Consider the following 26,360-nt stretch of genomic DNA (forward strand, 5'->3'; position numbering starts at 1 on the left):
CCCTAATCGCGCCGGAACACCAGAGTCGTACGCCCCAGCGTCACTCGCGTGCCGTTTTGGAGCTCGATCCTGCGCACCGGCTGGCCATTGACGAAAGTGCCGTTCGTCGAACCCAGGTCGACGAGGACCACATTCTGGCCCTCGACCCGCAGCTCCGCATGATGCCGCGAGACACCGGGATCGACGAGACGAAGATCGCAGTCGGTGCCCCTGCCGAGCAAGGTCACCGGAGTGGTGAGCTCGTAGGAGCGGTCGCCCTGCGGATCGTCCTGAGTGGAGACGAGCAGCCGCGGCCGCCCGCCGAACGCATGGGGCCTCGACGGAGGCAGGTCGCTCGCCGGCTGGCGAATCTCGTCCTGCTCCACCGTCGCACCGCGGATGACCCCCGACCGGATGCGGAACAAGCCCACAGCCAGATCGCCGGCGGTCTCGAAGCGAACCCGGACCGGTCCCACGAAGGAGTAGCCCTGCTCCTTGGCGTACTCCCTGGCGAGGTTGGCCAGCTCGTGGCTGATGCTGTCGGCGTACACCTCAAGCCGCTCGGCATCGGTCGTGGACAGCTCCACCACGAAATCGTTGGGCACGAGCGTGCGACCTTGAGCGACGATCGCCGCACGCTCATCCATCTCCCGCTGAACCGCGCTGGCGACCTCGACCGGCTGAAGGTCAGATTTGAACGCCCGCGCAAAGGCTCCCTCAACCAGGCCTTCGAGCCTTCGCTCGAAGCGCTGAAGGACTCCCACCGGGTACCTCCCTTCCTCCGTGCATATGATCGCGGCCCCGTAGACGCATCGGCGCCCGGTCTCCGCTCGTTCCACGTGACGGTGTCACAGGCGCTCGTCGGGCGGCCGCGCCCAGCTCCTCCGCTCCCGTGTCTTATGCGATCGTATCCGGGTTCAGTACCAGTGGCTGTTCCGTGCTACTGTTCTTTCCGCACCCACAAGGGCGGGTGGCGGAACGGCAGACGCGCACGGTTCAGGTCCGTGTGTCCGAAAGGACGTGAGGGTTCAAATCCCTCCTCGCCCACTCGGTGACTGGGGGACCCTGGTCGCAAGCCTTGATCGGCTTGCTCCCTTGGGTCCCCTCGTCATGTCTGCCCGGGGGGTAACCCCCGGACCCCCAGGGGGTCGCTGGCGCTCCTGGGGGCTTTGCCCCCAGACCCCCAGCCGACGCTTCGCTTCTGGGGGCTGTCGCCACCAGACCCCCAGTTGATGCTTGCGGGCCTTTTGGGCCGGAGTTCGGGGTTCGGTGCTTGGTCTTCTCTGGTTTTGCTGTGCTCACCCTGGCTTAGGGGTGCTCTCTGCGCAAGGGGAACCGGTCTTCTTTTCTGCTTCACGGTACGACTTGGGGCTTGCAAGGTGCTTGCAAGCCCCAAGTCGTATCCTTTGCCTCTCTTGTGAGCTACGTCACACTTGTGGCCCTTGTGTCCAAGAGTTCGCCCACCAAGTCGGTGAGGCTCACCATTCCGATGATTTTCTGGTCCTGGTTCGTCACCAGGGCCAAATGGGATCGTTGTTCCTGTAGGGCCGTTACCGCCTCCGGCACCTGTGTCGTGCAGGGCAGTGAGGGGAGCTTGCGGAGGAGGTCCTTTGCCTTGCTCCCCGGGTTCAGCAGGGCGTCCCGTACGTGTAGGGCGCCCTCTATGCCGTTAGGGCCCTCCACCAGGAGTCTCAGGTGGGCGCTGCCCGCCGCCGTCTTCTTGATCTCGGCTGCCGTCGCCTCCGACTTGACCTTGACCACCTTCTCCAAGGGGACCATCAGGCGCTCGATGCCCTCGTCCCCCAGGCGCAGGGCCCTGGTCAGAAGGTCGTGTTCCTCCCTGTCCAGCAGGCCCATGCGGCCTGACTCCCCTACCAGGATCGCTAGCTGGCGAGGAGTTCTCGTCGTTGCCAGCTCGTCTCTCGGCTGGACGCCGAAGAGATGGAGAGTGACGTTCGTCAGGGCGTTGAGCGCCGACAGCAGCGGGCGCATCACCGTCGTGAACGCCCTGAACGGGAACGTCAGCAGCAGGGCCGCGCGCTCCGGGTGGGTCAGGGCCCAGCTCTTCGGCGCCATCTCGCCCACCACCATGTGCAGGAACGTCACCAGGGCCAGCGAGAACGTCAGCGCGATCGGCATGCGCATCGCCTCGGGGATGCCCACGGCCGCGAACACCGGCTCCAGGTAGTGCTCGATCGCCGGCTCCGTCACCTGGCCCAGGCCCAGCGTGCACAGGGTGATGCCGAGCTGGGCGCCCGCGAGCATGAGCGAGAGCCTGCGGCTGCCGCCCGCCGCCGAGCGCGCCGCCATCCTGACCAGGCGGTTGCCGCTCGCGCCGATCTCCTCAAGCCGGTGGCGGCGCGAGGAGACGAAGGCGAACTCGGCGGCCACGAAGAGCGCGTTGAAGGCCAGCAGGGCCACGCTGAGGATGATGAGGCTCATCGGGGCGTGGCCTCCGCGTGCTTGTTGAGCGGGGTCAGCCGCACCCACTCGGGCACCCTGCGGTTGAGCGAGATGACCGTCAGCTCTGCGAACTGCTCCTCGGTCTCGTCCGCGAACGGGTCGGTGTCCTGGCTCACCGGCACCGTCACCGTGTCGCCCGGGTCGGGCAGGCGGCCCAGCCTGGCCAGCACCAGGCCCGCCAGGGTGTCGTAGTCGTCGCTCTCAGGCAGCGCGAAGCCCGTCGCCCGCTCCACCTCGTCCAGGCGCAGCCGGCCGGGGACCTCCCAGACGCCGCCCGGGTGCTCGACGGCGCCCTGCGGCTCGGGGTCGTTCTCGTCCACCAGCTCGCCCACCAGCTCCTCGGCCAGGTCCTCGATCGTGATGACGCCGGCCAGGCCGCCGTACTCGTCGATGACGCAGGCGATGTCGTCGCGCGCCGTGCGCATGCGGTCGAGGACGGCGGGCAGCGGCAGCGAGTCGGGCACCAGCAGCGCGGGGCGCGTGATGGCGGCGATCGTGCCGTCCTCCACGCCGGTGGTCAGCAGCTCGCGCACCCCCGTCACGCCCGCCACGTCGCCGTCGTCGGTCACCACCGGATAGCGGGAATGTCCGCCGTCGCGCATGACGTCCAACAGGTCGGAGATGGGCTGTGAGGCGCGCAGCACCACCACGCGGGGGCGCGGCACCATGATCTCCTCGGCGATGCGGTCGCCGAACTCCAGGGCCCGCTCCAGGAGGTCGGAGAGCCGGGCGGGCAGCTCGCCCGCCCGGGTCGACTCCGCGATGATGCGCGACAGCTCCTCGGGGGTCGCGCCGTGCTCCACCTCCTCGACGGGCTCGATGCCGACGCGCCTCAGCAGGCCCGTGGCGGCCGAGTCGAACAGCCTGACCACCGGGCCCACGACCGCGAGGTACGCCAGCGTCGAGCGGGCCAGGAACTTGGCCACCGGCTCCGGCCTGGCGATGCCGAGGTTCTTGGGCGCCAGCTCGCCGAACACCATCTGCACGACCGTGGCCACGAACACGCCTGTGGCCACGGAGACACCGGTGATCGCGGCGTCGGGGAGGCCGAGGCCGCTCAGCCAGGGGCGTACGAGTGCGGCGATCGCCGGCTCGGCGAGGAAGCCCACCAGCAGGGCCGTCACCGTGATGCCGAGCTGGGCGCCCGAGAGCATGAAGGAGAGCCGGGAGGTGACCTGGAGGGCCTTTTCCGCGGAGGTGTCGCCGGCCGCGGCCTGCTCGCGCAGGACGCTGCGGTCGGCGGCGACGAAAGCGAATTCCTGGGCGACGAAGTAGCCGGTCGCCGCGGTCAGAAGCAGGAGGGCCAGCAGCCCGAGATAGGCGCTCACCGTGGTGAGTCCTCAGATGAACCCGTGCCCGAGCACGGGCGGGGACTACACGGGTCCGAGTCGGACACGATCTTCCTTTCGATAGGGGTCGTCCATAACCGTAACGATGGTGGGTGGCATCTATGTTTCCGCGGTGACTCTCTGCTGGTTCCGCGTACTTTTCCGTAGGAAATCCTTGGCGGAAGGTCTTGACTGCCGGGGTTGGGACGTAGCGTTGATGACAAGTGAAGGGAAGAGGCGAAGTGTCTGAGGACGACCGGACGCGGGCAATGCGCTCGCCAGGCGACGGCCGCCCGCTGCCACCACGGCCCGGTGACGGCCGTCTCCGCTCTGGGGGCGCGCCGGCGCACCGGATACCCCCCGCAGGGCCTACTCCGCCTGGTGGGCCGACTCCGCCTGGAGGGCGCATTCCGCCTGGAGGGCAGATTCCGCCCGGAGGGGCGCCCACACAGAAGCTTCCCGCCCCCGTGCCTCCCGGTCCCGCCGAGGACGAGCCGCGCAGGGCGTCCTCGCGGATTTACGGGCGTGAGCGGTCGGGCAGGAGCCCGATCAGGCCGCTCAGGTCGCGTTCCGGCTCCGACGAGCGGCGGCCCTGGGGGCTGGTGCCGCGCCCGCGGTTCTCCGGCAAGACCGTTTTGGCGATCATCGCCGGTTTGCTTGTGGTGCTGTTGATCGCCGGCATCGGAATGTACTTCTGGATCGACTCGCGGTTGACGGGCATCGAGGGGGTGCTGGACGACTACGAGGGACGGCCCGCCGACACGCCGGGCACCAACTGGCTGCTCGTCGGGTCCGACAGCCGCAAGGGCCTGACCGCCGCCCAGCGCAAGAAGCTGGCGACCGGGCGGGCCGCGGGGCAGCGTACGGACTCGATGATGCTGCTGCACATCCCCGAGACCGACGACCCGCCCACGCTGGTCAGCCTGCCGCGCGACTCCGCCGTCACCATCCCCGGCAGGGGGCGCGACAAGCTCAACGCGGCCTACGCCTTCGGCGGGCCCAAGCTGCTGGTGCGCACCATCGAGAACGCCACCGGCGTGCACATCGACAACTACATGGAGATCGGTTTCGCCGGGTTCGTCGACATCGTCGACGCCGTCGGCGGGGTCGAGATCAACGTACGGGCCGCCGTCAACGACCCCAAGGCCGGGCTCAAGCTGAAGAAGGGCGTGCAGACGCTCAACGGCGCGCAGGCGCTCGGCTACGTGCGCACCCGCAAGGGCGGCGCGCTACCCGACTACGAGCGCACCAAGCGGCAGCGGCAGTTCCTCAGCGCGGTCGTGAAGAAGGCCGCGAGCCCCGGGGTGCTGCTCAACCCGTTCACCGCGATCCCGCTGGCGGCCAGCGCCACCGACGCGGTCGAGGTCGACACGGGCACGGGCGCGTTCGACATGCTCTCGCTCGGGCTGGCCATGGGCGACAGCCCGGTGACCACGGTGGTGCCGTTCGGGGGCAACGAGACCGTGCCCAGCGGCGCGGCGGTGAAGTGGGACCGGCCCAAGGCGCTGGCGTTGTTCAACGCGATCAAGGAAGACCGGCCGGTGCCGAAGGACGTCGTCGACTCCAACTGACCACCTCGCTCAGGTCCGGGACCCCGGGCACCCCCGTCCGGGCTTCGGGGCTGAGGGCGCCGCGCTCAGGTCCCGGACTCAGGGCGCCGCCCTCAACCGCCGAAGCCCGGGGTGCCGTGCTCAGGTTCCGGGGCCGGAGGGCCGTGTGGTCTCTTCGGTTTTCCGCGCGTGCCGGGGGCAGCCGTACGGCGTCAAGGTCCCCACCACGTGCACCGACGGTTTTCCGCGCGTGCCGGGGACAGCCCCGGGCGGGACGTACGCTGGGGGCATGCCCGAACTTCCCGAGGTGGAGTCCCTCACTCACTTTCTGCGTGAGCGGGCGGTGGGCCGCGCGATCGCGGGGGTCGATGTGGTGGCCATCCAGGCGCTGAAGACGTTCGATCCGCCGGTCACCGCGCTCAACGGGCTGACCGTGACCGGCGTGGCCAGGCACGGCAAGTTCCTCGACCTCGACTGCGACGGGCTGCACCTGGTCATCCACCTGGCGCGCGCGGGGTGGCTGCGCTGGCGCGACGACCTGTCGGGCGCGAAGCCGGTGCGGCCCGGCAAGGGGCCGCTGGCCGTACGCGTGCGGCTGGCGCCCGACGAGGAGGGCCTGGCGCCGGGGTTCGAGCTGACGGAAGCGGGGACGCAGAAGCGCCTAGCCGTCTATGTCACGAAAAATCCGGACGATGTGCCGGGCATCGCCGCCCTCGGCCCCGACCCGCTCGCCGAGTCGTTCACCGTCGAGGCGCTCAAGCGCATCATCGGCGGCAAGCGCACCCAGATCAAGGGCCTGCTGCGCGACCAGAAGGTGATCGCCGGCATCGGCAACGCCTACTCCGACGAGGTGCTGCACGCGGCGAAGATGTCGCCGTTCAAGATCGCCGCCACGCTGACCGACGCGCAGATCGCCGACCTGCACGAGGCCATCGTGACGACGCTGCGCGACGCGGTCGAGCGGGCTCGCGGCCTTGCGGCCAAGGACCTCAAGGCGGAGAAGAAGTCGGGGCTGCGGGTGCACAACCGTACGGGGCAGTCCTGCGACGTGTGCGGCGACACGATCAGGGAGGTGTCGTTCGCCGACTCCTCGCTGCAGTACTGCCCGACCTGCCAGACCGGCGGCAAACCGCTCGCCGACCGCCGCCTGTCCCGCCTGCTCAAGTAGGCGGGCGTCCGGTGCACCGCCTCGCGCAGGCCATGATGGAGTCATGACCGTTCCTGAGATCGAGGCCAGTGCCGTACCCGCAGACGCTTACCTGCTCGACGTCCGCGAGCAGGAGGAATGGCTGGCGGGCCACGCGCCGCAGGCCGTTCACATCCCGATGACGCAGATCCAGGGGCGCGTGGACGAGGTCCCCGACGACCGCACGATCTACGTCGTGTGCCGGGTGGGCGGCCGTTCCCTGCAGGTCGCGGCCTGGCTCAACCAGCTCGGGCGCGAGGCGGTCAACGTCGGCGGCGGCATGCAGTCGTGGGAGGCGGCGCGGCGGCCGATGGTCAGCGAGACGGGACAGGAGCCTTTTGTGGCATAAGTCGCCCACTATGGCGAATTAGTCGCCATTGAGGCATCATTGGGGCGCAAACTACAGATCGTCGCGGGAGCTCGGGGTCGCCGGGCTGAGAGGGCAGCACAACCATCCGCTGCCGACCGCCTGAACCTGTCCGGGTAATGCCGGCGTAGGGAGTGTGCGATGTCGCACGGCGTCGAAGAAGTGCCGCTGACCCTTGATGGAGAGGCCCCCAAGACCCTGGGCGTGCTCGATCAGGGCGCGCTCTGGGCCAATCTCGGGGTCAGCCTGCTCGGCTTCTCCGGAGCCCTGCTGCTGCTCGATCCGCTGGGCAACGCCCCGCTGACGCTGGCGGCGGCGCTGATCGCCACCGTGGTGGGCAGCCTCATCGGCACCGCCATGGTGGGCCTGTCGGCCGTCCCCGGCACGCGGACGGGCAAGCCCGCGATGGTGCTGCTGCGCGGGCTGTTCGGCGCCCGGATCTCCTACGTGCCCACGGTGCTGAACATCATCCAGATGATCGGCTGGGGCGCCTTCGAGCTCTGGGTGATCGCCAAGGGCGCGGGCGCGATCTTCCCGGCGGTTCCGTACCAGGTGTGGGTGATCGTGGCGGGCGTGCTGACGGCGGCGCTGACCATCTGGCCGCTCGGCTCGATCCGGCTGCTGCGCCGCTACGTCACGGTCGGCGTGATCGTGGCGATGATCTGGTTCACGGTGTTCTTCCTGCGCGAGGCCCCGTCGCCCGAGGGCGGGAGCTGGACGGCCTTCCCCGCCGCCGTGGACTACGTGATCGCGCTGTCGGTGTCGTGGGTGCCGATGGCGGCCGACTTCGCCCGGCACTCGCGCTCGGGCCGGGCCGCGTTCACCGGCGTGGTCGGCGGCTACACGCTGGCCCAGGTGGCCTGCTTGGGGCTGGGCGTCTACGCGGTGGCGCTGGCGGGCGCGGACGGCGTGCTGGCCGACCAGACGACGGTGTTCAACCCGTTCGTCGCGGTGCCGCTCGGCGCGCTGTTCTTCGGCATCCTCGTGCTGCGCGAGACCGACCAGTCGTTCGCCAACGTCTACTCCACCACGATGTCGCTGCAGAACCTCATGCCGCGGGTGGACCGGCGCATCCTGTCGACCGCCATCGGCGTGGTCACGATCGTGATCGCGCTGTTCGCGGACGTGAACTCCTACGGCGTGTTCCTCGGCGTGATCGGCGCCGTGTTCGTGCCGATGTTCGCGGTGCTCGCGGTCGACTACTTCGTGCTGCGCCGCGGCGAGGGCTGGAACACCGCCGAGGACGCCCCCTCGCGCTGGTCGATGCTGGTGCCGTGGGCGCTGGGCTTCGCCGCGTACTGGCTGACCACCTCGACGCCGACCTTCCCCGCGTGGGACGGCTGGTGGGCCGGTGTGCGCGACGCGCTCGGCTTCGTACGGGAGCCGTGGATGAACGGCGCGCTGGGCGGCGCCTTGGTGGCCGCCCTGATCACGCTGCTCATCGGGCTCATCCAGCGATCGCGCGCCGCTCGACGTTGAGCAGATGCTGCTTGGCCGCCGCGCCGCCCGGGTAGTCGCCGAGCTCGCCGTCCTCGCGCAGCACCCGGTGGCAGGGCACGATCACGCAGACGGGGTTGGAGGCCAGCGCGTTGCCGATCGCCCGCAGCGCGCGCGGCCTGCCGATGCTCTCCCCGATCCGCTCGATCGTCGTGGTGGTGCCGTAGGGGACCGCCATGGTCTTCTGCAGCACCGTACGCGCGAACGGCGTGGCCAGGGTCAGGTCCACCGGCGTGGCGAACGCGCGCAGCCGCCCGGAGAAGTACGCGTCGAGCTCCCTGCGCACCGGGTCGAGCCGGCGCGAGTCGGGCCCGATGAACTGGCCCAGATGCCGCGTGACCCGCTCGAACACGTCGTTCTCCGCCTCATAGCTGCACGCCACGATGCCCTTGGCGGTCACCGCCAGCACCAGCCTGCCCACCGCGCCGTCGTAGGTGCCGAACGCGATGTCGGGTGGGGTCTCGCCCCGATAGGTGCTGGAGGTCACTCGCAACAGGGCATCGAGATCGTTGCTCGACATACCCCTCACCCTCCCACCTGCCGGGAATCACCGTGACCGCAGCGTATCGGACGGATCGCCCGACGCACCCACCGCGCCACATGCACTATGGAGTGGTGGGGGACGAATGGGCCGGTAGTGACGATGAGATCGCTCGTGCGGCGCTCGCCAGCTCGCCCAACGCCATCGTGGCGCTCGACCGCGACCAGAGCGTCCTGGTGTGGAACGCCGCCGCCGAGCGCATGTTCGGCTGGAGCGCCGACGAGCTGCTCGGACGCCGCGCGCCGATCGTGCCTGAGGAGCTGACCGCCGAGCACAACGCGGTGCTCGAGCGCGTACGCACGGGAGAGCCCGTCTCGCTGCGCACCAAGCGCCTGCACGCCGACGGCCGGGTGCTCGACCTGCGGGTGGACATCAGCGCCCTGCGCCTGGGCAGCGCCGTGGCCGGCTACGTGTGCGCCTACCACCCCGCCAGGGCCGACGAGGTGGCCGAGCACCGCATGGCGCGCAGGGCCCGCCTGGTCGCCCGGCTCACCGACGTCGTGGGCGACATCAACTCCGAGCTTGAGCTGCCCGCCGTGCTCGACCGCATCTCGGCCAGCCTGACCGAGCTGACCGGGGCGGACGCGGGCGGGTTCGTCCTCATCGAGGGTGACAAGCTGCGGCTGGTCAGCACGTACCAGCTTCCCGAGGCGATCAGGGGCATCACCACCGACCTGCGGACGAGCCTGGTGGACAAGCTCTTACGCACCGGCAAGACCGTGCTGCTGCAGTCCGAGGGGCTCGACGACCTGGTGTGGGCGCGGCTGAAGGGGCTGCACACGATCGCTTTGGGGCTCGCGGCCGTGGGCGGGCGGCCGTACGGCGCCCTGTACGCCCTGTTCGCCCGGCGCACCCCCGGACACCTGGAGCTGGAGCTGCTGGAGCTGCTGGCCGGGCACGCCGGCATCGCGGTCGGCAACGCGGTCGCCTACCAGGAGGCGGTGCGGCAGCGGGCGCACGAGCGGGCCGTGTTCGACGCGAGCGCCGACGGCATCGCGGTGCTCGACCAGGAGGGCAACGTGGTGCGCTGGAACCCGGCCGCCGCCGAGCTGACAGCGCTGCCCGCGGAGTCCGTCATCGGGGGGCCGCCGCCGTTCCCGCTGCCCAAGGCCGGTGAGAAGGGCACCTTCCAGCTCGACAACGGCCGCTGGCTCGACGTGGTGAGCGCGCAGATCGAGGAGACCGGCGAGGTGGTCGTCGACTTCCGCGACGTGACGGCGGCCAAGGAACTGGAGGAGGCCAAGGACCTGTTCCTGGCCACGACCAGCCACGAGCTGCGCACCCCGATCACCATCGTGCGGGGCTTCGCCAGCACGCTCGACTCTCGCTGGGACGCCATGACCGACCAGGCCCGCCGCTCGGCCGTGCACACGATCGCCGAGCGCGCGAAGTCGCTGGGCGTGCTCATGGACCACCTGCTGCTCGGCGCGCGGGCGGGCGCCGACGAGCTGAAGGTCCGCATCGAGGAGTTCGACCTGCGGGAGCGCATCGTGGCGGCCACGCTGGGGCTGCCCGAGCTGTCGGACCGGCACCGGGTCGAGGTGGACGTCCCCGAAGGACTGCCGCGCGTGCTGGGCGACGCGCTGGCCACGGACATCCTGCTGGGGCAGCTGCTGGAGAACGCCTTCAAGTACTCGCCGAAGGGCGGGCTGATCAGTGTGGCGGCCTGGCCTGAGGACGACAACGTGGTCGTCGTCGTGGACGACGAGGGAGTGGGAATCGCCCCTCCTGACCGCGAACGCATATTTGAACGCTTCGTCCAGGTGGACAGCGGCGACCGGAGACGGTTTGGTGGAGTGGGGCTCGGTCTCTACATCGTCCGCAGTCTCGCTCGTGCACAGGGGGGAGATGTGAGCGCGCATCCGAGACCGGGAGGGGGCACCAGAATGCGGCTCGTTCTGCGGGCCTCTTCCTCTATCGGATCCGACACACCGATGCGGTAACGAGGTGGTCACGGTTGCGCTGATCTATCTTCCAATGTGTACAAGCTGTGATCGAGATGCGGTTTCTGGGATCGAGTAACGGGGCATTTCGGTCGTACCGGGGAGTGTTCCCGCGGGGGGCACAGGGAACGGGGAGGTGGGTGTGTCAAGCGTGGTGCTGCTGCCGTACGCGCCGTCCAGCGTTGCCGTTGCCCGCCAGCGTCTGAGCACTGATCTGCAGGACAGTGGGGTCTTCACCTCGGCCATCGACGATGCCGTGCTCGTGGTGAGCGAGCTGCTGAGCAACGCGCTGCGGCACGCGCATCCGCTGCCGTCGGGCATGGTGCGGGTGGCGTGGCTGTGCAGCGACGATCACATCGAGGTGGCGGTCAGCGACGGCGGCGCGGCCACCGAGCCCCGAGCGGGCCGGCCGACGCTGTCCTCGCTCGGGGGGCGGGGGCTCGGCATCGTGGAGTACGTCGCCGAGAGCTGGGGGGTCAGGCACGACGGTGACACCACGACCGTGTGGGCGATCCTGCCCGCACCGAGCAACAAGGTGAACGGGCAGGTCGCGGCGCTCAGAGAGGCCGGCTAGCCAGCACGGCGCGCTCGCCCGTGGCCCACGCCGTGGAGACGAGCAGATAGAGCCCGGCGGCCAGCGGCAGCACGAGCGCGGCCAGCACAGAGCCGTACGGCAGCAGCGGCATGATCCTCCTCAACGGCTCCGGCTGCTCCTCTGTGATCTTGATCTGGCGGGCGGAGAGCCACGCCACCACGATGACCAGCGCGATGACCGATACGAAGACCAAAACCGGTGCGCTGACCAGACCGAAATGAGCGATGACTCCGGCCAGCTGCTCCCCGAGCGGAGCCCCGAACAGGGTGTGCCCGGCGAGCGCCGTGGGATGCGTGGCCACCCGGTACATCAGCCACAGGAACGGCAGCTGGGCGAGCGACGGCAGGATGCCGGCGAACGGCGACGAGCCCTCCTTGGCGTAGAGGGCGGTCATCTCCCTGTGCAGGCGCTCGGGGTCGCGCCGGTGACGCTCGCGCAGCTCGCGGAGCTTGGGGGCGAGGCGTTCGCGGATCTTCGCCGTACGGGCCTGGCGGACGTTGAGCGGCAGCAGCGTCAGGCGTACGGCCAGGGTGAACAGCACGATGCCGAGCGCGGCACTGCCGCCTGAGGCGTCGATGATGAGCGTGACAAGAGAGTCGATCATGAGCCCTGATTCCTTTTGAGCGAAGGGGACCCCGTTGGACGGGTTTCCTTTCGGCAGAAGGGACTCCGTTCGGCGGGTTTCCCATCAGCGAAGAGGGCCCGTTGCAGCGGGGTGATGACGACGGGCTCGCTCGTCATGCCGAGCAAGCCCCGCTCGACGGGGTCGCGGAGCGCGGAGAAGCGCGGAAGGCGCGGAAAGCGCGGAAACGCGGCGAGTAGCGCGGAGAAGCGCCGAAAAGCCGAGAGCGCGGGGAAGCCGAGAAGCGCCGAGAAGCGCTTACATGCGCCGAAAGCGTGGAGAAGCGCCGAAAGCCCCGTCCGACGTGTGCACGTCGAGAAGCGGGGCGCGCCTAAGGGGCGCGGGGACGCGGACGCCCGGCCGCGTCTGGATCGCGCAGCCGCTGGAAGGCCGTGCGGCGCGCGTAGGACAGGGGGAAGCCCAGCGGCTCCCCGTGCAGGGCGGACAGCAGCGCGGCCGCCCACGTGGCCAGCAGCAGGATCACCACCATGGTGATCCCCACCAGCCACGGGTCGAACAGCAGCTGCATCAGGTGGAGCGCGAGGTCTTGCCGACGACGGTGACGGCGACGAACACGATGAGGGCGATCACCCCGATGATCAGCGCGAGCTTGATCAGGCCCACCAGCATCGGCAGGATGAAGGTGAACAGCACGAAGAGACCGAGCAGGGTGCCCAGAACGAGCATCACGACTTTACCCATGCAGTTACGGTACGTCTTCAGGGCATGATCCGCGACCCTTACGAAGCCATGACGTACCCCACTGTTTCCGGCAGGGTGGCCTTACCGTGAAGGCGTGAACACGCGCATCCTGGTGGTGGACGACGATCCCACGGTGTCCGAGGTCGTGGCGCGCTATCTGGAGCGCGACGGCCACGAGGTGGAGTGCGTCGGCGACGGCGCCGAGGCGCTGCGCAGGGCGCTCGCCAACCCGCCCGACCTCATGGTCCTCGACCTCATGCTGCCCAAGATCGACGGTCTCCAGGTGTGCCGGCGGCTCAGGGAGCGCTGGCCGGTCCCCGTGATCATGCTGACCGCGCTCGGCGAGGAGATCGACCGGGTCGTGGGGCTGGAGACCGGCGCCGACGACTACGTCACCAAGCCGTTCAGCCCCCGCGAGCTGGCGCTGCGCGTGCAATCCGTGCTGCGGCGGGCGCGCGGCGCCTCGGTCACCGGCGGCACCGGCGTACTGCGCGACGGCGACCTGGTGGTGGACGTCGGGGCTCACGAGGTACGGCTGCGCGGCCACGAGGTGCTGCTCACCGCCCGCGAGTTCGACCTGCTCGCCTACCTCATGCGCAACCCGCGGCAGGCGTTCAGCCGCGCGGCGCTGCTCAACCAGGTGTGGGGGTGGTCGTTCGGCGACTCGTCCACCGTGACCGTCCACGTACGGCGGCTGCGGGAGAAGATCGAGCCCGACCCGACGGAACCGCGGAGGATCGTCACGGTGTGGGGTGTCGGGTACCGGTACGAGCCTTTGGAGAGTCCCTGATGTCCGGCTACGGGCCCCTGATGCCCCGGCGAGGCGCCGAGCCCGCGATGCCCGGCTGTGAGCCCCTGGAGAGCCCCTGATGCCTCGTCCTGGCGATTTGCCCATGGTCATGGCGGTCACCGCCGGGCTGGGGCTGCTCATCGCGCTGGCGGGCATCTGGCTGATGTGGCGGCTGCGCACCCGGTCGATCGGCGTGATGATGGCCGTCGTCGTGGTGGTCGCGGTGGCGGCCACGCTGGCGGGCGTGGTGGCGATCATCGACATGATGATCATCGAGGGGCCCACCAAGGACTTCGTGCTCAGCGTGGTGGCCGTCGGCGGGCTCGTGGGGCTGGGGGTGGCGTTCGTGCTGGCCCGGCGGGTGGTCCAGGAGAGCAGGCGGCTGGTGGCGGCCGTACGCGACCTGCCCTTCGCCGCGCCGAGCGGGCTGCCCGCCGAACTGCAGACGATCGCCAACACGCTGGAGGAGGCGTACGCGCGGGAGCAGGCACTGGAAGGGGCGCGGCGGGAGCTGGTGGCGTGGGTGAGCCACGACCTGCGTACGCCGCTGGCCGGCATGCGCGCCATGGCCGAGGCCCTTGAGGACGGCGTGGTCACCGACCCCGAGACGATCAGGCGCTACCACCGGCAGATCAAGGTGGAGGTGGAGCGGCTGTCGGCGATGGTGGACGACCTGTTCGAGCTGTCGCGCATCCACGCCGGGGCGCTGCGGCTGTCGCGGTCGCGCATCGGCCTCGCCGACCTGGTCGCCGACACGCTCGCCGTGGCCGAGCCGCTGGCCAGGGCCAAGGGGGTCGTGCTCACCGCCGAGGCCGCGGAGGCCGTGCCCGTGGAGGCCGACGCCGGAGCCCTGGGACGCGCCCTGCGCAACCTCGTGGTCAACGCCATCAGGCACACCCCGTCCGACCGACCCGTGGTGCTGAGGGCGGCGGTCGAGTCGGGGATGGCCTGCCTGTCGGTCAGCGACTGCTGCGGCGGGATCCCCGAGGAGGACCTGCCGCGGGTGTTCGAGGTGGCGTTCCGGGGGGAGGCCGCGCGTACGCCCACCGCCGACGGCGGCGCCGGGCTGGGGCTGGCCATCGCGCAGGGGATCGTGGAGGCGCACGACGGGGAGATCGGCGTGGTCAACGACGGACCGGGCTGCCGCTTCGAAATCCGCCTCCCTCTGGTCGGCTGAGCCCTCGACAGGCCGGGACCGCACGGGCGCGTCGGATGCCGCTGCGACCCGCCTGCCGGACGCTCGCCCGGCTCAGGCGCATTCCGCGGCCCGGTTCGGGCGTTCGACCCCGGCTCGGGCATGTCGGGCACCCGGCTTCAGGCGCCGTCCAAGAGGTCGCGGCCGAACGACTCCGACATCGCCCGGAACGTCGGGCAAGGCCAGCGCCACATGCAGCTCCTGCAGCGCAGGATCGGATGCGCGGCGTCGCTCGTGATGCCCCCCGCATCACGCGGCTGATGCAGGTCGAGCAGCCTCAGCCCGAGCTCGGCGAACCTGAGCAGCTCCGTACGCGCCCCGGCCAGGAACTCCAGGTCCTCGAGCGCGAGGCGGGCGCGGATGGGGACGTAGCCCTCATGGTTCACCAGGCCGCGCAGGTGCCCTGCTTCCTTCTGCCATGAGGTCGCCTTCTCTGTGGTGATGAGGATGGTCTCCAGGCGTTCGCGGAGGCCCTGACGCTGAGGATCTTCGGGTTCGTCGGCGTTCATCGATCCGGGGCTCGTCGCTCCTGCCCCAGCCCCTCCCTCTCCGTGAAGCGGTGGCGGTTCCGGTGTCACGCTGTCAAGCTTCGCGTACTCTCCGTTTTCATGGAGCCCAAACGGAGGACAAAAACCTGTGCTTGCCCTATCGGCGTGACAACGTGACCGGAAGCCTCAGCGCCGCTAGCCTGCCCATGTGGAGCTCAAGGTCTCGACTCGATCACATGCCGGGTGCGCGCTCGTCGCCGTCACCGGGGAAATCGACCTCTACACGGCGCCCCACCTGCAGTCCGAGTTCACTCGGCTGCTGCAGGAGGGGCCTAGCCGGGTGGTCATCGACATGTCCGCCGTGGATTTCTGCGACTCCACGGGGATGAACGTCCTGCTCTCGGCGCTCAAGCGGATGAAAGAGCAGGGAGGGACGCTCGAGGTCGCCGCGCCGCGTCCCGCCGTACGGAAGATTCTGCAGGTCACCGGGCTCGACTCGGTCTTCACCGTGCACGAAGAGGTGCCGCAGGAGTTCCTCATCACCGAGGGATCATGAGAGAACGCGATCGCGGCTGCGCCGCGTCCGAAGGAGGTGCGGCTCGATGAGCGGTGACACGGCGGTCATCATCCCGGCCGCCGACGAGGCGGACCGCATCGCCGCCACCGTCAAGGCCGCCGCGGCCCTGCCCGGCGTCGATCTCGTCGTGGTCGTCGACGACGGCTCGCGCGACCAGACCGGCAGGATCGCGCGCGCGGCCGGCGCGCGGGTCGTCAGGCACAGCCGCAACCGCGGCAAGGCCGCCGCCATGGAGACGGGGGCCGAGGCCGTACGCCTCCTCGATGAGGACGACTCCCCCCGCCACTTGCTGTTCCTCGACGCCGATCTGGGCGACACCGCTCAGGCCGCCGCGCCGCTCATCGAGCCCGTACGCGCGGGCGAGGCCGACATGACCATCGCCGTCTTCACCACCAGGGTGAAGCTGGGCGGTCACGGGTTAGTCGTCCGCCTGTCCAAGGAGGGCATCCGCCGGGCCACCGGGTTCGACGCCACCCAGCCGCTCAATGGCCAGCGCTGCCTGACCAGGGCGGCCTTCGAGGCGGCGCGCCCGCTGGCGCATGGGTTCGGGGTGGAGACGGCGCTGACGATCGACCTGCTGCGCAAGGGGTTCCGCGTCAAGGAGGTCGAGGTCGACATGGCCCACCGCGCCACCGGCACCGACTGGCGCTCCCAGCTCCACCGGGCACGCCAGCTCCGTGACGTCGCGCGGGCGCTCGCGGTGAGGGAGCCGGTGGTCGTTCAAAATCTGGACAAACTTCGTCCCAAGCGTTGAAATGCGGTCGGCCTGGCGTAACCCCTACACTTGCCGCCCATGACCGACACAGACGAGCACGGCCGTCCCGAACCTCCCCTTGCCGGCGACGAGCTCGGCATGCTGGTGGGCTACCTGGAGTTCCACCGCGCGACCCTCGCCTGGAAGTGCGCCGGCCTCGACTCCGCGGGCCTGAACGCCACCGTGGGGGCGTCGACGATGACGCTCGGGGGGATGCTCAAGCATCTCGCGTACGTGGAGGACCACTGGTTCGCCCGCATGCTGCACGACCGGGAGGGCCAGCCGCTGTGGAGCACGGTCGACTGGAAGGCCGACCGTGACTGGGACTGGAACTCGGCCGCCTCCGACTCCCCTGAGGAACTCCGCAGCCTGTGGGAGGACGCCGTCGAGCGTTCCAGGAAGCTCCTGGACGAGGCGCTGGCCGGTGGCGGCGGGCTCGACCAGCTCGCCCGGCGGAAGTGGCCGGACGGGCGGGCGCCCAGCCTGCGGTGGATTCTGGTGCACATGATCGAGGAGTATTCGCGGCATAACGGGCACGCGGATCTCATCCGGGAGGCTGTGGACGGTCTGACGGGCGAGTAGCCTGCCGCGGGTCCGACCGCCCGTGGTCCGCGCCGCTCGTGTTCGGCGGCACCCCGATCTTGTCGGCGAGCGGCGCACCGCCGTAGCCCTCGTGGTCTCCTGCCGGGGTGGGGGTTGTCCACAGGGTGGGTGTTATCCACAGACGGAGCCGTGCGGGCGGGAGCCGTGCTGCGGGTGTGCTGGAATTTCCCGGTGACTTCGGATGCGCGGCGCAGACAGGGACGAGGCCGGTTGGCCGGGCCGGCCATGGTGGCGATCGCCGCCTCGATCCTGCTGACCATCACCATCGGGCTCCTGGGCCCGTCGGCGATGGTCCCCGCGCTCACCGGCCCTGCCTGGCAGCCGCCCTACTCCCTGGCGGCGGCCCCTGAGCCCCACCTCGTCATCGTCCTGGCGGTGGCGGCCTTGTCGCTGGGCGGCCTGGGGCTTCTGGCGGCCCTGCCGGCGCTTTCGGAAAGCGGCGACTCCCACAGCCCTCCAGCCGCCGGGCACCCATCCACTCCCGCCCCTGGGTCACCGTCCGCTCCCAGCTCCGAGCGTCCGTCCAAGGGGGTGCTTCGATCTCTGGGGGCGTTCCCCAGCCCGAAGACCCTGGTGATCATCGGGTGCGTGGCGGCCGCCGTTCTGGCGTTCCTGCCGCCATCGGGCTCCGGTGACCACCTCAACTACGCCGCTTACGGCCGCATGGTCACCTTGGGGCTCAACCCGTACACACACGGCGCGACGGACCTCCCGGGCGATCCCATAGCGGACGCCGTCGAGGAGCCCTGGAGGGAGGAGCCGAGCGTCTACGGGCCGGTCGCCACGGCTCTCCAGGCGGTGGCGAGCTGGATAGGCGGCGACTCGGTCCGGTTGACGATGTTCGTCCTGGCGCTGTTCAACGCGGCGGCGTTCATCGCGACCGGGCTGCTCATCGACCGCTTCACCCGGCACGACCCCCGCAGGCGGCTGCGAGCGGCGCTGCTGTGGACGGCCAACCCGCTGCTGCTCTACCACCTCGTCGCCGGCATGCACGTCGACACCCTCGCCATCGCGTGCATGGTCGCGGCCCTGCTGGCCAGAGGCCGTCCCGCAAGCTCTGGGGTCCTGCTCGGGCTCGGCGTGGCGATCAAAGTGAACGCGGGTCTCGTCGCGCTCGGCCCCGCCTGGGAGCTCCGCCGCCGCCCCGGCCGCCTGGCGCTCATGGCGGGCTGCGCGGTCGCGGTGGTGGTCATCGGGTACGCCATCGTCGGCCTCGACGCCCTCGCACCGATCACCCGTACGAGCAAGGCGATCTCCCACGCGTCGTTCTGGAAGCTCGTGCAGGGCTGGCTACAGGCCATCGTGGGCACGGGGAGCGCGTATCGGGGGCCCATCCAGGTCGGGTCCCTGCTGGTGCTCGCGCTCATCGCCTGGTCGCTGCTGCGGTTGGCCGTACGTACGGGATGGACGAGCGCCCGTGGTCCGCTTCCACGGCACCTCGCTCCGTCCCCGCCGACCCCTGTTCCGGCCTCGCAAGCCCCTGCTCCGGCCTCCTCCCAAGGCGCCGTTGCTCTTCCCCCGCAGGACGGCCTTGCCGCGCCGCCCTCTCAAGGCGCCGTTGCGCTTCCCCCGCAGGACGGCCTTGCCGCGCCGCCGTCTCAAGACGCCGCTGCGCTCCCGCAACAGTCTGCTGCGCTTCCGCCGGATCCGGCCTCGTCTCCGCAGGACGGCGTGGTGCCTTCGCAGGTCCCCGCCTCACCGTCGGAGGGTTCTGCTGCGACTTCGCGGCGGCACGGGTCGTTGGCCGGCCGCCTTTCGTTCCCTCGCCTTCTCGGGTGGTCGTCTCGGGCCGCCGGGCCGGAGGTGGTCTCCGCGGGTAGAGGGCTGGAGGCGCCGGTTGTGGCCATGGCGCTGGTGGTGGCGTACCTGTTCGCGACGCCCTACATCCTGCCCTGGTACGACGGGCTGGCGCTCGGGATGCTGGTGCTCGTGGGGGCGTCCGCGCTGGACGGGCTCGTGGTGGCGCACCTGCTGGCGCTGTCGCTGGCGTACCTGCCCGCCAGGGTCGAAGGGCAGCCCGAAGACCTCGAATGGCTGCGCACGGTGGTCAGGCCGCAGATCGGCTGGGCGCTGCTGGCTCTGACGGTGGCGCTGGTGGTGTGGGCGTGGCGAGCTGCAGGGCGCGAACGCAGGCGGCCAGCGTGAGCGGCACGGCGACGGTCAGGGCCATGGCGGGGATGGCGATGCCGGAGTCGTTCATGAGGAAGCCGATCAGCGCGCACGCGAGGGCGCCGAACAGGCCCGCTCTGAGCGTCGGCGCCATCTGGTACGCGAGGCCGAGCGCCGCGACGCCCCAGCGCGAAGGACGGGCCAGCACCAGGAAGAGGAAGGCCAGCGCCACCAGCGAGAGGAGGGTCAGCGACCAGTTGCCGACGGTCACGCCGACCATCGCGGCGAACTTGCGGCCGACGACGGTCCACGCCTCACCGTCGATGATCTGCTGGACGAACGCGCCGAGGTGGGTGCGCTGGGACTCCGGACGCAGCCAGTCGATCACCGACAGCACGCCGACGAGCGCCGCCCCGGCCAGCCCCACGAGCAGGAGCCGCAGCGGCGACACCCGCTTACCGGAGAGCAGGATCAGGAAGACGGCCAGGCCGATCACGAACGCCGGCACGCCGCCGAAGTCCGCACCCCAGGAGGGCCATCCGTCCGCGAACACCGCGAATCCGCCGTACGCGGCGCACAGCGTCACGACCACGGCCCTCGGCATCCTCTTGCCGAGCAGCCAGTGGGCGATCCCGGCCAGGCCGAGGATGGTGCCGGTGGAGTAGATGGCGAAGGCGATGTTGCTGAAGCCGTAGAAGCGTCCGCCGGTCACGGGCTCGTAGCCGCTCACGGCGTTCACCTGGAGCGTCGAGCCGGTCATGACGTCGAGGAGGAGCGCGACGGAGGTGATGGCGGCGACGGTGGTCAGCGGGCCGAGCACGTGAGCGCGCCAGGGGCCGGCGAACGCCACGGCGGTGATGAGCACGGCGATGCCGAGGATCGTGACGATCACCGACAGCATGGGCACCGGCAACGTCCACCAGGGGATGAGCTGGGCCAGGAACGTCGAGACGGCGATCGCTCCGCTGACCACGGCCACGACCTGGACGGACTTCAGGAGTTTCGAGCCGCTTGCCGGGTTGCCGGTGGTGGCCGAGGTTGAGGTCCGCTCGGTCGTGCCGGTGGGTTGTGCCGGTCTTGTCGGTTCGGTCGTGCCGGTGGGTTGTGCTGGTCTTGTCGGTTCGGCCGGAGCTGGTTCGTCCCGGGTGCTGTCTGTGCGCTGGGGGCGGGGGCGCGCCTGGTCGGCCGGGATGCCGGCAGGTGATGGCTGGGCTTTCAGAGAGCCAGGCGACTCCCCAGGGGTGTCGATTTGTGATGCTTCTGCGGGTGAAGGCTGGGCTGGGGCCGGGCTCGGGGGTGTGGGTTCGGGCGCGATCGGGGATCGCTTCGGCCCCTCAAGCCCTGGGCGTGCCTTTGTGGTTCGCGTCGATGCGGGCCTCCTTCGGCGGAGGGTCAGGGCGGCCAGGGCGTAGAAGAGGAGCTGGGCGGTGACCAGGACGGTGAAGAACGGGCCGCGGACCTCGCGGAGCACTTGGCTGGCCAGGTCTTCGCCCGCCAGCTCGGTGACCACCTCGGCGGGGGTTGCGGGGGCGGGGGCGCCGGACTGCCAGGGGCGGCCGACCACCTCGCGGGGGGCGGTCAGGCCCAGGGCCTGGATGGCGGTCGCGGTGAGGTCGCTGATGGTGACGAGGGCGTCCTGGCGGGTGGAGGTGGCGGTGAGATAGCCGTGGCGGTACGCGGAGCCGTCCGGGGAGGGGCCGGTGGCGATGGCGACGTGGAGGTGGGCGTTCGGGGTGATGTCGGAAATGCCGGCCAGCAGGATCGTGGTGCGGGGAGGGAGCAGGGCGAGCAGGTCGCCGATGCGCCGGTCGGCCTCGGCGGCGGCGGTCTTGCGGGCGGCGACGGGGAGACCGGTGGGGATGCCGTACTCGTCGCGGGGCTGCTTCGCCCAGGCGGTGGCGAGGTCGGGGACGTCGAAGACGATCAGGCTGTACGGAGCCGGGTCGCCGAGCGCGGAAGGGGTGGGGGCGTATTTGGTGATATTTCCGGACTTGTCGGCGGCGGCCAGTGCGGCGCCCGGCCCGATGGCGGCCACCTTGCCGCCTCCGTCCGCGACGATCTGGCCCAGCGTGCCGATACGGGCGGCGTACCCGGTCTTCGGCTGGTAGGCGGCCAGGGCGTTCCAGCCGGGGATCGTGGCGCCCTCGCCGTTCTGCTGCGGGGTGGGCGGGGCAGGGCAGCCCTCGTCCGGCGTACCGGCTCGCTGGCCTGCGGAGACCGTCAGCCAGCCGGCGATGGGGCAGGTGATGCCGCGGCCTGAAGGCGGCACGGTGCGGGTGGAGAGCGACGCCGATGAGCCCTCTGACATCAGGCGCCAGAGGTTGGGGGTCTGGGCCTGGTCGATGTCGCTCCACTCCAGTCCGGGGATGCCTATCAAGGCCACTCGTCCCCGGAGTGCGGTCGCATCTTTGTCGCCGCTGGTGACGGTGGTGGCGGCCAGCGTGCCGGGTGAGGTCGGCGGGGCTGACGGGCGTGCTTCGGCGGGGGTGGTCTCTGTGGTGTCAGTGGGTGCGGCTCCGCTGGTCTCGGTGGGTGCGGCTCTGCCGGTGTCGGTGGGTGCGGTTCCGCTGGTCTCGGTGGGTGCGGCTCCCGTGGTGTCGGCAGGGGCGGGGACTGGCTGTCCGGCGGCGGCCGTCGCCGGTCCTGACGGCACCGGGGCGGTGGCCGGCCTCTCCTGCGCGGCGGCTCGCCCTTCGAAACCGGGTGGGAAGGCGGTGTTCGACGGGGTTTCGGGGGCGGCGGCCGGCCCCTCCAGCGCGGGTGGGGTGGTGGTGCCGGACGCGGGGGTGGTGAGGGCCAAGGGGAATGCGAGGGCCAGGAGGGCCGTGAGGTGGCGGACACGCGCGTTCAGCCGCTTCCCGCGCCGATCCGGGCACGGCGTGGCGTTCGGCATGTACGGACCCCCAGTAGTCTGCCCCTCGATCAAACAACAGCCACGGTAACGTGCCACACCGTGACAAGTGGCGAGGTACGGGTGAGACGGCGGCAGTGGTGGGCGTGGGCGATCGCGGCCCTGCTCGTCGCGGCGGCCGCGGCGCCGCTGGTGTACGAATGGCTCACCAACCCCGACGACCAACGCCTGGTCGACCTGGACGTTTACCGTACCGGCGGGCAGATGCTGCTCGACGGCAAGCCGGTCTACGACTACTTCACCCCGGCCCCGCAACTGCTGCCGTTCACCTACCCGCCCGTCGCCGCCATGCTGGCGGTGGCGCTGGCCGGAATGTCGTGGGAGACCGCGCAGTGGGCGTGGACGGCAGGGATCTTCGTGGCGCTGGGCGTGACCGTGGGGTTCGCGTTCCGGCCGCTGCTGACCCGGGAGACGCTGCGCAAGTACGCGCCGTGGGTGTTCGCCCTGCTCATGGTGATGTGCACGTACCTGATGCCGATCAGGGACCAGGTCAGGTTCGGGCAGGTGGACATCCTGCTGGTCGCGCTGTGCGTCGCCGACTGCGTGGCACGGCGGCCCTGGTGGCCCCGCGGCTTCCTGATCGGCCTCGCGACGGCGGTGAAGCTGACACCGGGCGTCTTCCTCATCTACCTGTTGATCACCAAGCAGTGGCGTACGTTCTTCATGGCCTGCTTCACGGCCGCGCTGCTGACGCTGCTGCCGTTCGCGGTGATCCCGCAGGACGCGGTGGACTTCTGGTTCGGGGCGCTGCTCGACCCCGAGCGTCTCGGCGCGAACGCGGCCACCACCAACCAGTCGATCCGCGGCATGCTGATCCGGCTCTACTGGCCGGACGCGCTGACCTCGGTGCTGTGGGTGCTCATCGTGGCGGCGGTCGGCTGGTACGGGTTCCGCGGCGCGCGTGACGCGTACCGGGCGGGCGATCACATGACCGCGGTCGCGCTGGTCGGGCTGATGGCGGTGCTGCTGTCGCCCGTGGCCTGGATCCACCACCTGGCCTGGGTGGTCGTGGTGCTCGCCGCGATCGTGGGCGACGGGACCGACCCGGTACGACTGCGCGTGGCGGCCGGCGTGTGGCTGTACTACGTGGTGCCGGTGCCGTGGTGGGGGGTGTCGCTCAAGGCGGCGGAGATCCCGGGCGTCAGCCTCGTCCTGGGGAAGATCGTGCAGAACGGGTTCGGGCTCGGCGCGCTGGCACTGGTGTGGCTGCTCGTGCATTGGCTGCCGAAACGGCGGCTCACTTGACTTTGCCGTTACTCTTCGTGGCGTGCTCGTTACCATCTGGGTGATCGTGGGCGTCGTGGCCGGACTCAGCGGCGTGCTGGTCGGCTGCTCGGCGCTGCGGCAGGCCAGGGCCACGGTCGAGGACTGCCGGCGGATGCTCGTCAGGCAGCAGCTCGGCGAGGGCCGGGGCGATCTCAGGGCCATCAGGGACGTCGCCGTCTGCCGGTACGACGCGCTGTCGGAGATGTCGGGGCGGCTGTCGTTCTCGGTGGCGATGATCAACGGGCTGGGTGACGGGATCGTGCTGACGTCCATCAACGGGCGCAGCGAGACCCGTACGTATGTGCGGCCCGTGGTCGGCGGCAAGGGGCAGGAGCCGCTGTCGCCCGAGGAGGAAGAGGCGGTGCGCGCGGCGAGGCTCGGCCTGGGGCCCCTGGTGGCCGCTCCGATCTCCGAGACTCTCTAGCAGGGGCTCTTACCTGCGGATTCGCCTCGGGGTGAAACCGCCGCGGGCGCGTTCGCCTGGGGCTACCCTGGACGCATGCCCAAGCTCGCTTATCTCGGGCCGGAAGGCACCTTCACCGAAGAGGCCCTGCGGCTCCTCGACCCCACGGCCGAACGCCTGCCCTGCGCCAATGTGAGCGCCGCGCTCAACGCCGTCCGCTCCGGCGAGGCCGACGGCGCCGTGGTTCCGCTGGAAAACTCCATCGAAGGTGCCATCACCACGACGCTCGACGAGTTCGCATGGGGCGAGCCGCTGGTGATCAACGCCGAGCTGCTGCTGCCGGTGCAGTTCTCGCTGCTGGCGCGGCCGGGCACCGAGATCCCGCACATCAAGCGGGTCTACACCCATCCCGCGGCCATCACCCAGTGCCGCGCCTTCGTCGCCCGCGAGCTGCCCGACGCGGTCGTGGTGTCCGCCCCTTCGACGGCGGCGGCGGCGCAGGAGGTGGCGCTGCCGGGGTCGCCGTACGACGCGGCCATCGCCGCGCGCATCGCCGGTGAGCACTACGGGCTGGTCGAGCTGGCCTCCGACATCGGCGACAGGTCCGACACGGTGACCAGGTTCGTCAAGGTCGCACGGCCGGGGCCGCTGCCCGAGCCGACCGGGTCCGACCGCACCACGCTGGTGGTCTTCCTGGCCGACGACCACCCGGGCGCGCTGCTGGAGATGCTGACCGAGTTCTCCGTACGCGGGGTCAACCTCACCCGCATCGAGTCCCGGCCCACGGGCGACGGCATCGGGCGCTACTTCTTCCACTTCGACTTCGAGGGCCACATCGCCGACGCGCGGGTCGGTGAGGCCGTCGCCGGCCTGCACCGGATCTGCGGTGAGGTGCGCTTCCTCGGCAGTTATCCGCGGGCCGACGGGCTGAAGCCGCAGATCAAGCGCGGCACCGCCGACTCCGACTTCTCCGAGGCCGCCGAGTGGCTGGCGAAGGTGCGGGCGGGCAAGATCTGACGCCGGCGGTCGCGGGCTCTCCGGCTCGTCGAATGCGCCGGGGCGTGCGGCTTGTCCGGAGTGCTGAGGCGTCCGGCTGGCCGGGGCATGCGACCTGGCGGGATTTCCGTGTGAACGGGCAGGTGAGCGGGCCGGGGCGAAGGTTTCCTCGGCGTCGGTGGATAACCGGGGGCGGTCAGGCGCCGTACGCCGGTAGCCTTTCCTTGTGATTGACCTGCGTACCCTTCGTGAGGACCCTGACCGGCTACGGGCGTCGCAGCGTGCCCGCGGTGAGGACGACTCGGTCGTCGACACGCTGCTCGACCTCGACGAGCGCCGCCGATCGGCGCTGACCTCGTTCGAGTCTCTGCGCGCAGAGCAGAAGAGCATGGGCAAGTCGGTCTCCAAGGCGCAGGGTGAGGAGAAGGCCGCGCTGCTCCAGCGGGCCAAAGACCTCGCGAGCCAGGTCAAGGCCGCCGAGTCCGAGGCGGAGAAGCTCGGCGCCGAGCTCGACGAGCTGCTCCGTACGATCCCCAACCTCGTCGAGGAGGGCGCGCCGCCCGGCGGCGAGGACGACTACGTCGTGCTGGAGACGCACGGCGAGCCCCGGCAGTTCGACTTCGAGCCGAAGGACCACCTGGCCCTGGGCGAGGCGCTCGACGCCATCGACACCGAGCGCGGTGCCAAGGTGTCGGGCGCGCGGTTCTACTTCCTCAAGGGCGTCGGCGCGCGGCTGCAGCTCGGCCTGCTCAACATGGCGATGCAGCAGGCGATCGAGGCCGGGTTCACGCCGATGATCACGCCGGTGCTGGTCAAGCCGGAGACCATGCAGGGCACGGGCTTCGCCGTGGCCCACGACAGCGAGATCTACCGGCTGCCCGAGGACGACCTCTACCTCGTCGGCACCTCGGAGGTGTCGCTGGCCGGCTACCACGGCCAGGAGATCCTCAGCGCCGACGCTCTGCCGCTGCGTTACGCGGGCTGGTCGTCCTGCTTCCGGCGCGAGGCCGGCTCGTACGGCAAGGACACCAGGGGCATCATCCGGGTGCACCAGTTCGACAAGGTCGAGATGTTCTCCTACGTCCGTCCCGAGGACGCCCACGAGGAGCACCTGCGGCTGCTCGACTGGGAGAAGGAGATGCTGGCCAAGATCGAGGTGCCGTACCGCATCATCGACACGGCCGCGGGCGACCTCGGCATGTCGGCGGCGAGGAAGTTCGACTGCGAGGCCTGGATTCCGACCCAGGGCCGCTACCGCGAGCTGACCTCGACGTCCAATTGCACCGAGTTCCAGGCGCGCAGGCTCGGCATCCGCTACCGCGACAAGGACGGCAAGCCCAAGCACCTGGCCACCCTCAACGGCACGCTGGCCACGACCCGGTGGATCGTGGCCATCCTGGAGAACCACCAGCAGGCCGACGGCTCGGTGGTGGTACCCAAGGCGTTGCGGCCGTACGTGGGGCTCGACGTCCTCGAGCCGCCCAAGTAAGCCTGT

25 protein-coding genes, 1 tRNA gene and 1 riboswitch are annotated in these 26,360 nt (G+C 70.4%); of the genes, 17 read left to right on the forward strand and 9 right to left on the reverse strand.

Annotated elements, in window-relative coordinates; genetic code table 11:
* Window positions 1-2 precede the first annotated feature (2 nt).
* Complete coding sequence (locus tag AB0K67_RS19395; RefSeq protein ID WP_345393439.1) at window positions 3-743, reverse strand: DUF3662 and FHA domain-containing protein; 741 nt, start codon at window positions 741-743, stop codon at window positions 3-5.
* A 200-nt stretch (window positions 744-943) separates the two neighbouring features.
* Here AB0K67_RS19395 and AB0K67_RS19400 point away from each other — a divergent pair.
* Window positions 944-1,026, forward strand: a tRNA-Leu gene (locus AB0K67_RS19400).
* A 375-nt stretch (window positions 1,027-1,401) separates the two neighbouring features.
* Here the strand turns inward: AB0K67_RS19400 and AB0K67_RS19405 are convergent.
* Window positions 1,402-2,421 carry a hemolysin family protein gene (locus AB0K67_RS19405; RefSeq protein WP_364061565.1) on the reverse strand — a complete coding sequence of 340 codons (1,020 nt, stop codon included), beginning with the start codon at window positions 2,419-2,421 and terminating at the stop codon, window positions 1,402-1,404.
* Window positions 2,418-3,770, reverse strand: a complete 1,353-nt coding sequence (locus tag AB0K67_RS19410; protein WP_364061568.1) for a hemolysin family protein — start codon at window positions 3,768-3,770, stop codon at window positions 2,418-2,420. The genes AB0K67_RS19405 and AB0K67_RS19410 overlap by 4 nt, the downstream gene beginning before the upstream one ends.
* A gap of 467 nt (window positions 3,771-4,237) precedes the next feature.
* Here AB0K67_RS19410 and AB0K67_RS19415 point away from each other — a divergent pair, with 467 nt between their 5' ends.
* The 4 genes from AB0K67_RS19415 (at window position 4,238) to AB0K67_RS19430 (ending at window position 8,352) form a co-directional block, all read left to right on the forward strand.
* On the forward strand, window positions 4,238-5,341 hold the full coding sequence (locus AB0K67_RS19415) for an LCP family protein (RefSeq protein ID WP_364061571.1): 1,104 nt from the start codon (window positions 4,238-4,240) through the stop codon (window positions 5,339-5,341).
* Between the two features lie 268 nt (window positions 5,342-5,609).
* The gene (locus AB0K67_RS19420) at window positions 5,610-6,488 is read left to right on the forward strand and encodes a DNA-formamidopyrimidine glycosylase family protein (protein ID WP_364061574.1); all 879 of its coding nucleotides are present in this window, start codon (window positions 5,610-5,612) and stop codon (window positions 6,486-6,488) included.
* A gap of 43 nt (window positions 6,489-6,531) precedes the next feature.
* Window positions 6,532-6,855, forward strand: coding sequence for a rhodanese-like domain-containing protein (locus AB0K67_RS19425; protein WP_364061577.1), 324 nt, complete (start codon window positions 6,532-6,534; stop codon window positions 6,853-6,855).
* Window positions 6,856-6,908: 53 nt separating this feature from the next.
* A riboswitch (TPP riboswitch) is annotated at window positions 6,909-7,025 on the forward strand.
* Window positions 7,015-8,352: a cytosine permease gene (locus tag AB0K67_RS19430; protein WP_364061580.1), complete on the forward strand. Its 1,338-nt coding sequence runs from the start codon at window positions 7,015-7,017 to the stop codon at window positions 8,350-8,352. (Overlaps the previous riboswitch by 11 nt.)
* Here AB0K67_RS19430 and AB0K67_RS19435 read toward each other — a convergent pair.
* Window positions 8,321-8,890: a methylated-DNA--[protein]-cysteine S-methyltransferase gene (locus AB0K67_RS19435; RefSeq protein WP_364061583.1), complete on the reverse strand. Its 570-nt coding sequence runs from the start codon at window positions 8,888-8,890 to the stop codon at window positions 8,321-8,323. The genes AB0K67_RS19430 and AB0K67_RS19435 overlap by 32 nt on opposite strands.
* Before the next feature lie 80 nt (window positions 8,891-8,970).
* Here AB0K67_RS19435 and AB0K67_RS19440 point away from each other — a divergent pair, with 80 nt between their 5' ends.
* Both AB0K67_RS19440 and AB0K67_RS19445 read left to right on the forward strand, forming a co-directional pair.
* Window positions 8,971-10,854 (forward strand): PAS domain S-box protein, encoded by a 1,884-nt coding sequence (locus AB0K67_RS19440; RefSeq protein ID WP_364061586.1) that lies wholly within the window; start codon window positions 8,971-8,973, stop codon window positions 10,852-10,854.
* A gap of 142 nt (window positions 10,855-10,996) precedes the next feature.
* Window positions 10,997-11,428: an ATP-binding protein gene (locus tag AB0K67_RS19445; protein ID WP_364061589.1), complete on the forward strand. Its 432-nt coding sequence runs from the start codon at window positions 10,997-10,999 to the stop codon at window positions 11,426-11,428.
* Here AB0K67_RS19445 and yidC read toward each other — a convergent pair.
* From yidC to AB0K67_RS19460, 3 genes are all read right to left on the reverse strand, one after another.
* Window positions 11,412-12,053, reverse strand: a complete 642-nt coding sequence (yidC, locus tag AB0K67_RS19450; protein WP_364061592.1) for a membrane protein insertase YidC — start codon at window positions 12,051-12,053, stop codon at window positions 11,412-11,414. The genes AB0K67_RS19445 and yidC overlap by 17 nt on opposite strands.
* 349 nt (window positions 12,054-12,402) lie before the next feature.
* Window positions 12,403-12,600: a DUF6412 domain-containing protein gene (locus AB0K67_RS19455; RefSeq protein ID WP_364061595.1), complete on the reverse strand. Its 198-nt coding sequence runs from the start codon at window positions 12,598-12,600 to the stop codon at window positions 12,403-12,405.
* Window positions 12,600-12,773: a hypothetical protein gene (locus AB0K67_RS19460; protein WP_364061598.1), complete on the reverse strand. Its 174-nt coding sequence runs from the start codon at window positions 12,771-12,773 to the stop codon at window positions 12,600-12,602. Before AB0K67_RS19460 ends, AB0K67_RS19455 begins: the two co-directional genes overlap by 1 nt.
* 94 nt (window positions 12,774-12,867) lie before the next feature.
* On the opposite strand from AB0K67_RS19460, the gene AB0K67_RS19465 reads away from it, so the two are divergent.
* Window positions 12,868-13,563: a response regulator transcription factor gene (locus tag AB0K67_RS19465; RefSeq protein ID WP_364061601.1), complete on the forward strand. Its 696-nt coding sequence runs from the start codon at window positions 12,868-12,870 to the stop codon at window positions 13,561-13,563.
* Between the two features lie 103 nt (window positions 13,564-13,666).
* The gene (locus AB0K67_RS19470; protein WP_364061604.1) at window positions 13,667-14,740 is read left to right on the forward strand and encodes a HAMP domain-containing sensor histidine kinase; all 1,074 of its coding nucleotides are present in this window, start codon (window positions 13,667-13,669) and stop codon (window positions 14,738-14,740) included.
* Between the two features lie 137 nt (window positions 14,741-14,877).
* Here the strand turns inward: AB0K67_RS19470 and AB0K67_RS19475 are convergent, their stop codons facing one another.
* On the reverse strand, window positions 14,878-15,267 hold the full coding sequence (locus tag AB0K67_RS19475; protein ID WP_364061607.1) for a hypothetical protein: 390 nt from the start codon (window positions 15,265-15,267) through the stop codon (window positions 14,878-14,880).
* Between the two features lie 187 nt (window positions 15,268-15,454).
* Here AB0K67_RS19475 and AB0K67_RS19480 point away from each other — a divergent pair, with 187 nt between their 5' ends.
* The 4 genes from AB0K67_RS19480 (at window position 15,455) to mptB (ending at window position 19,325) form a co-directional block, all read left to right on the forward strand.
* Window positions 15,455-15,802, forward strand: a complete 348-nt coding sequence (locus AB0K67_RS19480; RefSeq protein WP_345393493.1) for an STAS domain-containing protein — start codon at window positions 15,455-15,457, stop codon at window positions 15,800-15,802.
* Between the two features lie 46 nt (window positions 15,803-15,848).
* Window positions 15,849-16,577: a glycosyltransferase gene (locus AB0K67_RS19485; protein WP_364061610.1), complete on the forward strand. Its 729-nt coding sequence runs from the start codon at window positions 15,849-15,851 to the stop codon at window positions 16,575-16,577.
* Between the two features lie 39 nt (window positions 16,578-16,616).
* Window positions 16,617-17,159 (forward strand): DinB family protein, encoded by a 543-nt coding sequence (locus AB0K67_RS19490; RefSeq protein ID WP_364061613.1) that lies wholly within the window; start codon window positions 16,617-16,619, stop codon window positions 17,157-17,159.
* Between the two features lie 231 nt (window positions 17,160-17,390).
* Window positions 17,391-19,325 (forward strand): polyprenol phosphomannose-dependent alpha 1,6 mannosyltransferase MptB, encoded by a 1,935-nt coding sequence (gene mptB, locus AB0K67_RS19495; RefSeq protein WP_364061616.1) that lies wholly within the window; start codon window positions 17,391-17,393, stop codon window positions 19,323-19,325.
* Here the strand turns inward: mptB and AB0K67_RS19500 are convergent.
* Window positions 19,228-22,089: a hypothetical protein gene (locus AB0K67_RS19500; RefSeq protein ID WP_364061619.1), complete on the reverse strand. Its 2,862-nt coding sequence runs from the start codon at window positions 22,087-22,089 to the stop codon at window positions 19,228-19,230. The two genes, mptB and AB0K67_RS19500, sit on opposite strands and share 98 nt — an antisense overlap.
* A gap of 153 nt (window positions 22,090-22,242) precedes the next feature.
* On the opposite strand from AB0K67_RS19500, the gene AB0K67_RS19505 reads away from it, so the two are divergent.
* From AB0K67_RS19505 to serS, 4 genes are all read left to right on the forward strand, one after another.
* Complete coding sequence (locus tag AB0K67_RS19505; RefSeq protein ID WP_364061622.1) at window positions 22,243-23,445, forward strand: glycosyltransferase 87 family protein; 1,203 nt, start codon at window positions 22,243-22,245, stop codon at window positions 23,443-23,445.
* A gap of 22 nt (window positions 23,446-23,467) precedes the next feature.
* A complete protein-coding gene (locus AB0K67_RS19510) occupies window positions 23,468-23,890 on the forward strand; it encodes a DUF4446 family protein (RefSeq protein WP_364061625.1) in 423 nt (140 codons plus the stop codon).
* A 75-nt stretch (window positions 23,891-23,965) separates the two neighbouring features.
* Window positions 23,966-24,886, forward strand: coding sequence for a prephenate dehydratase (gene pheA / locus AB0K67_RS19515; protein WP_364061628.1), 921 nt, complete (start codon window positions 23,966-23,968; stop codon window positions 24,884-24,886).
* 205 nt (window positions 24,887-25,091) lie between these two features.
* Window positions 25,092-26,354: a serine--tRNA ligase gene (gene serS, locus AB0K67_RS19520; RefSeq protein WP_364061631.1), complete on the forward strand. Its 1,263-nt coding sequence runs from the start codon at window positions 25,092-25,094 to the stop codon at window positions 26,352-26,354.
* Window positions 26,355-26,360 lie beyond the last annotated feature (6 nt).

The sequence above is a fragment of the Nonomuraea sp. NPDC052634 genome, from assembly GCF_040678535.1.
In the GTDB taxonomy this organism is placed as follows: Bacteria; Actinomycetota; Actinomycetes; order Streptosporangiales; family Streptosporangiaceae; genus Nonomuraea; species Nonomuraea fastidiosa.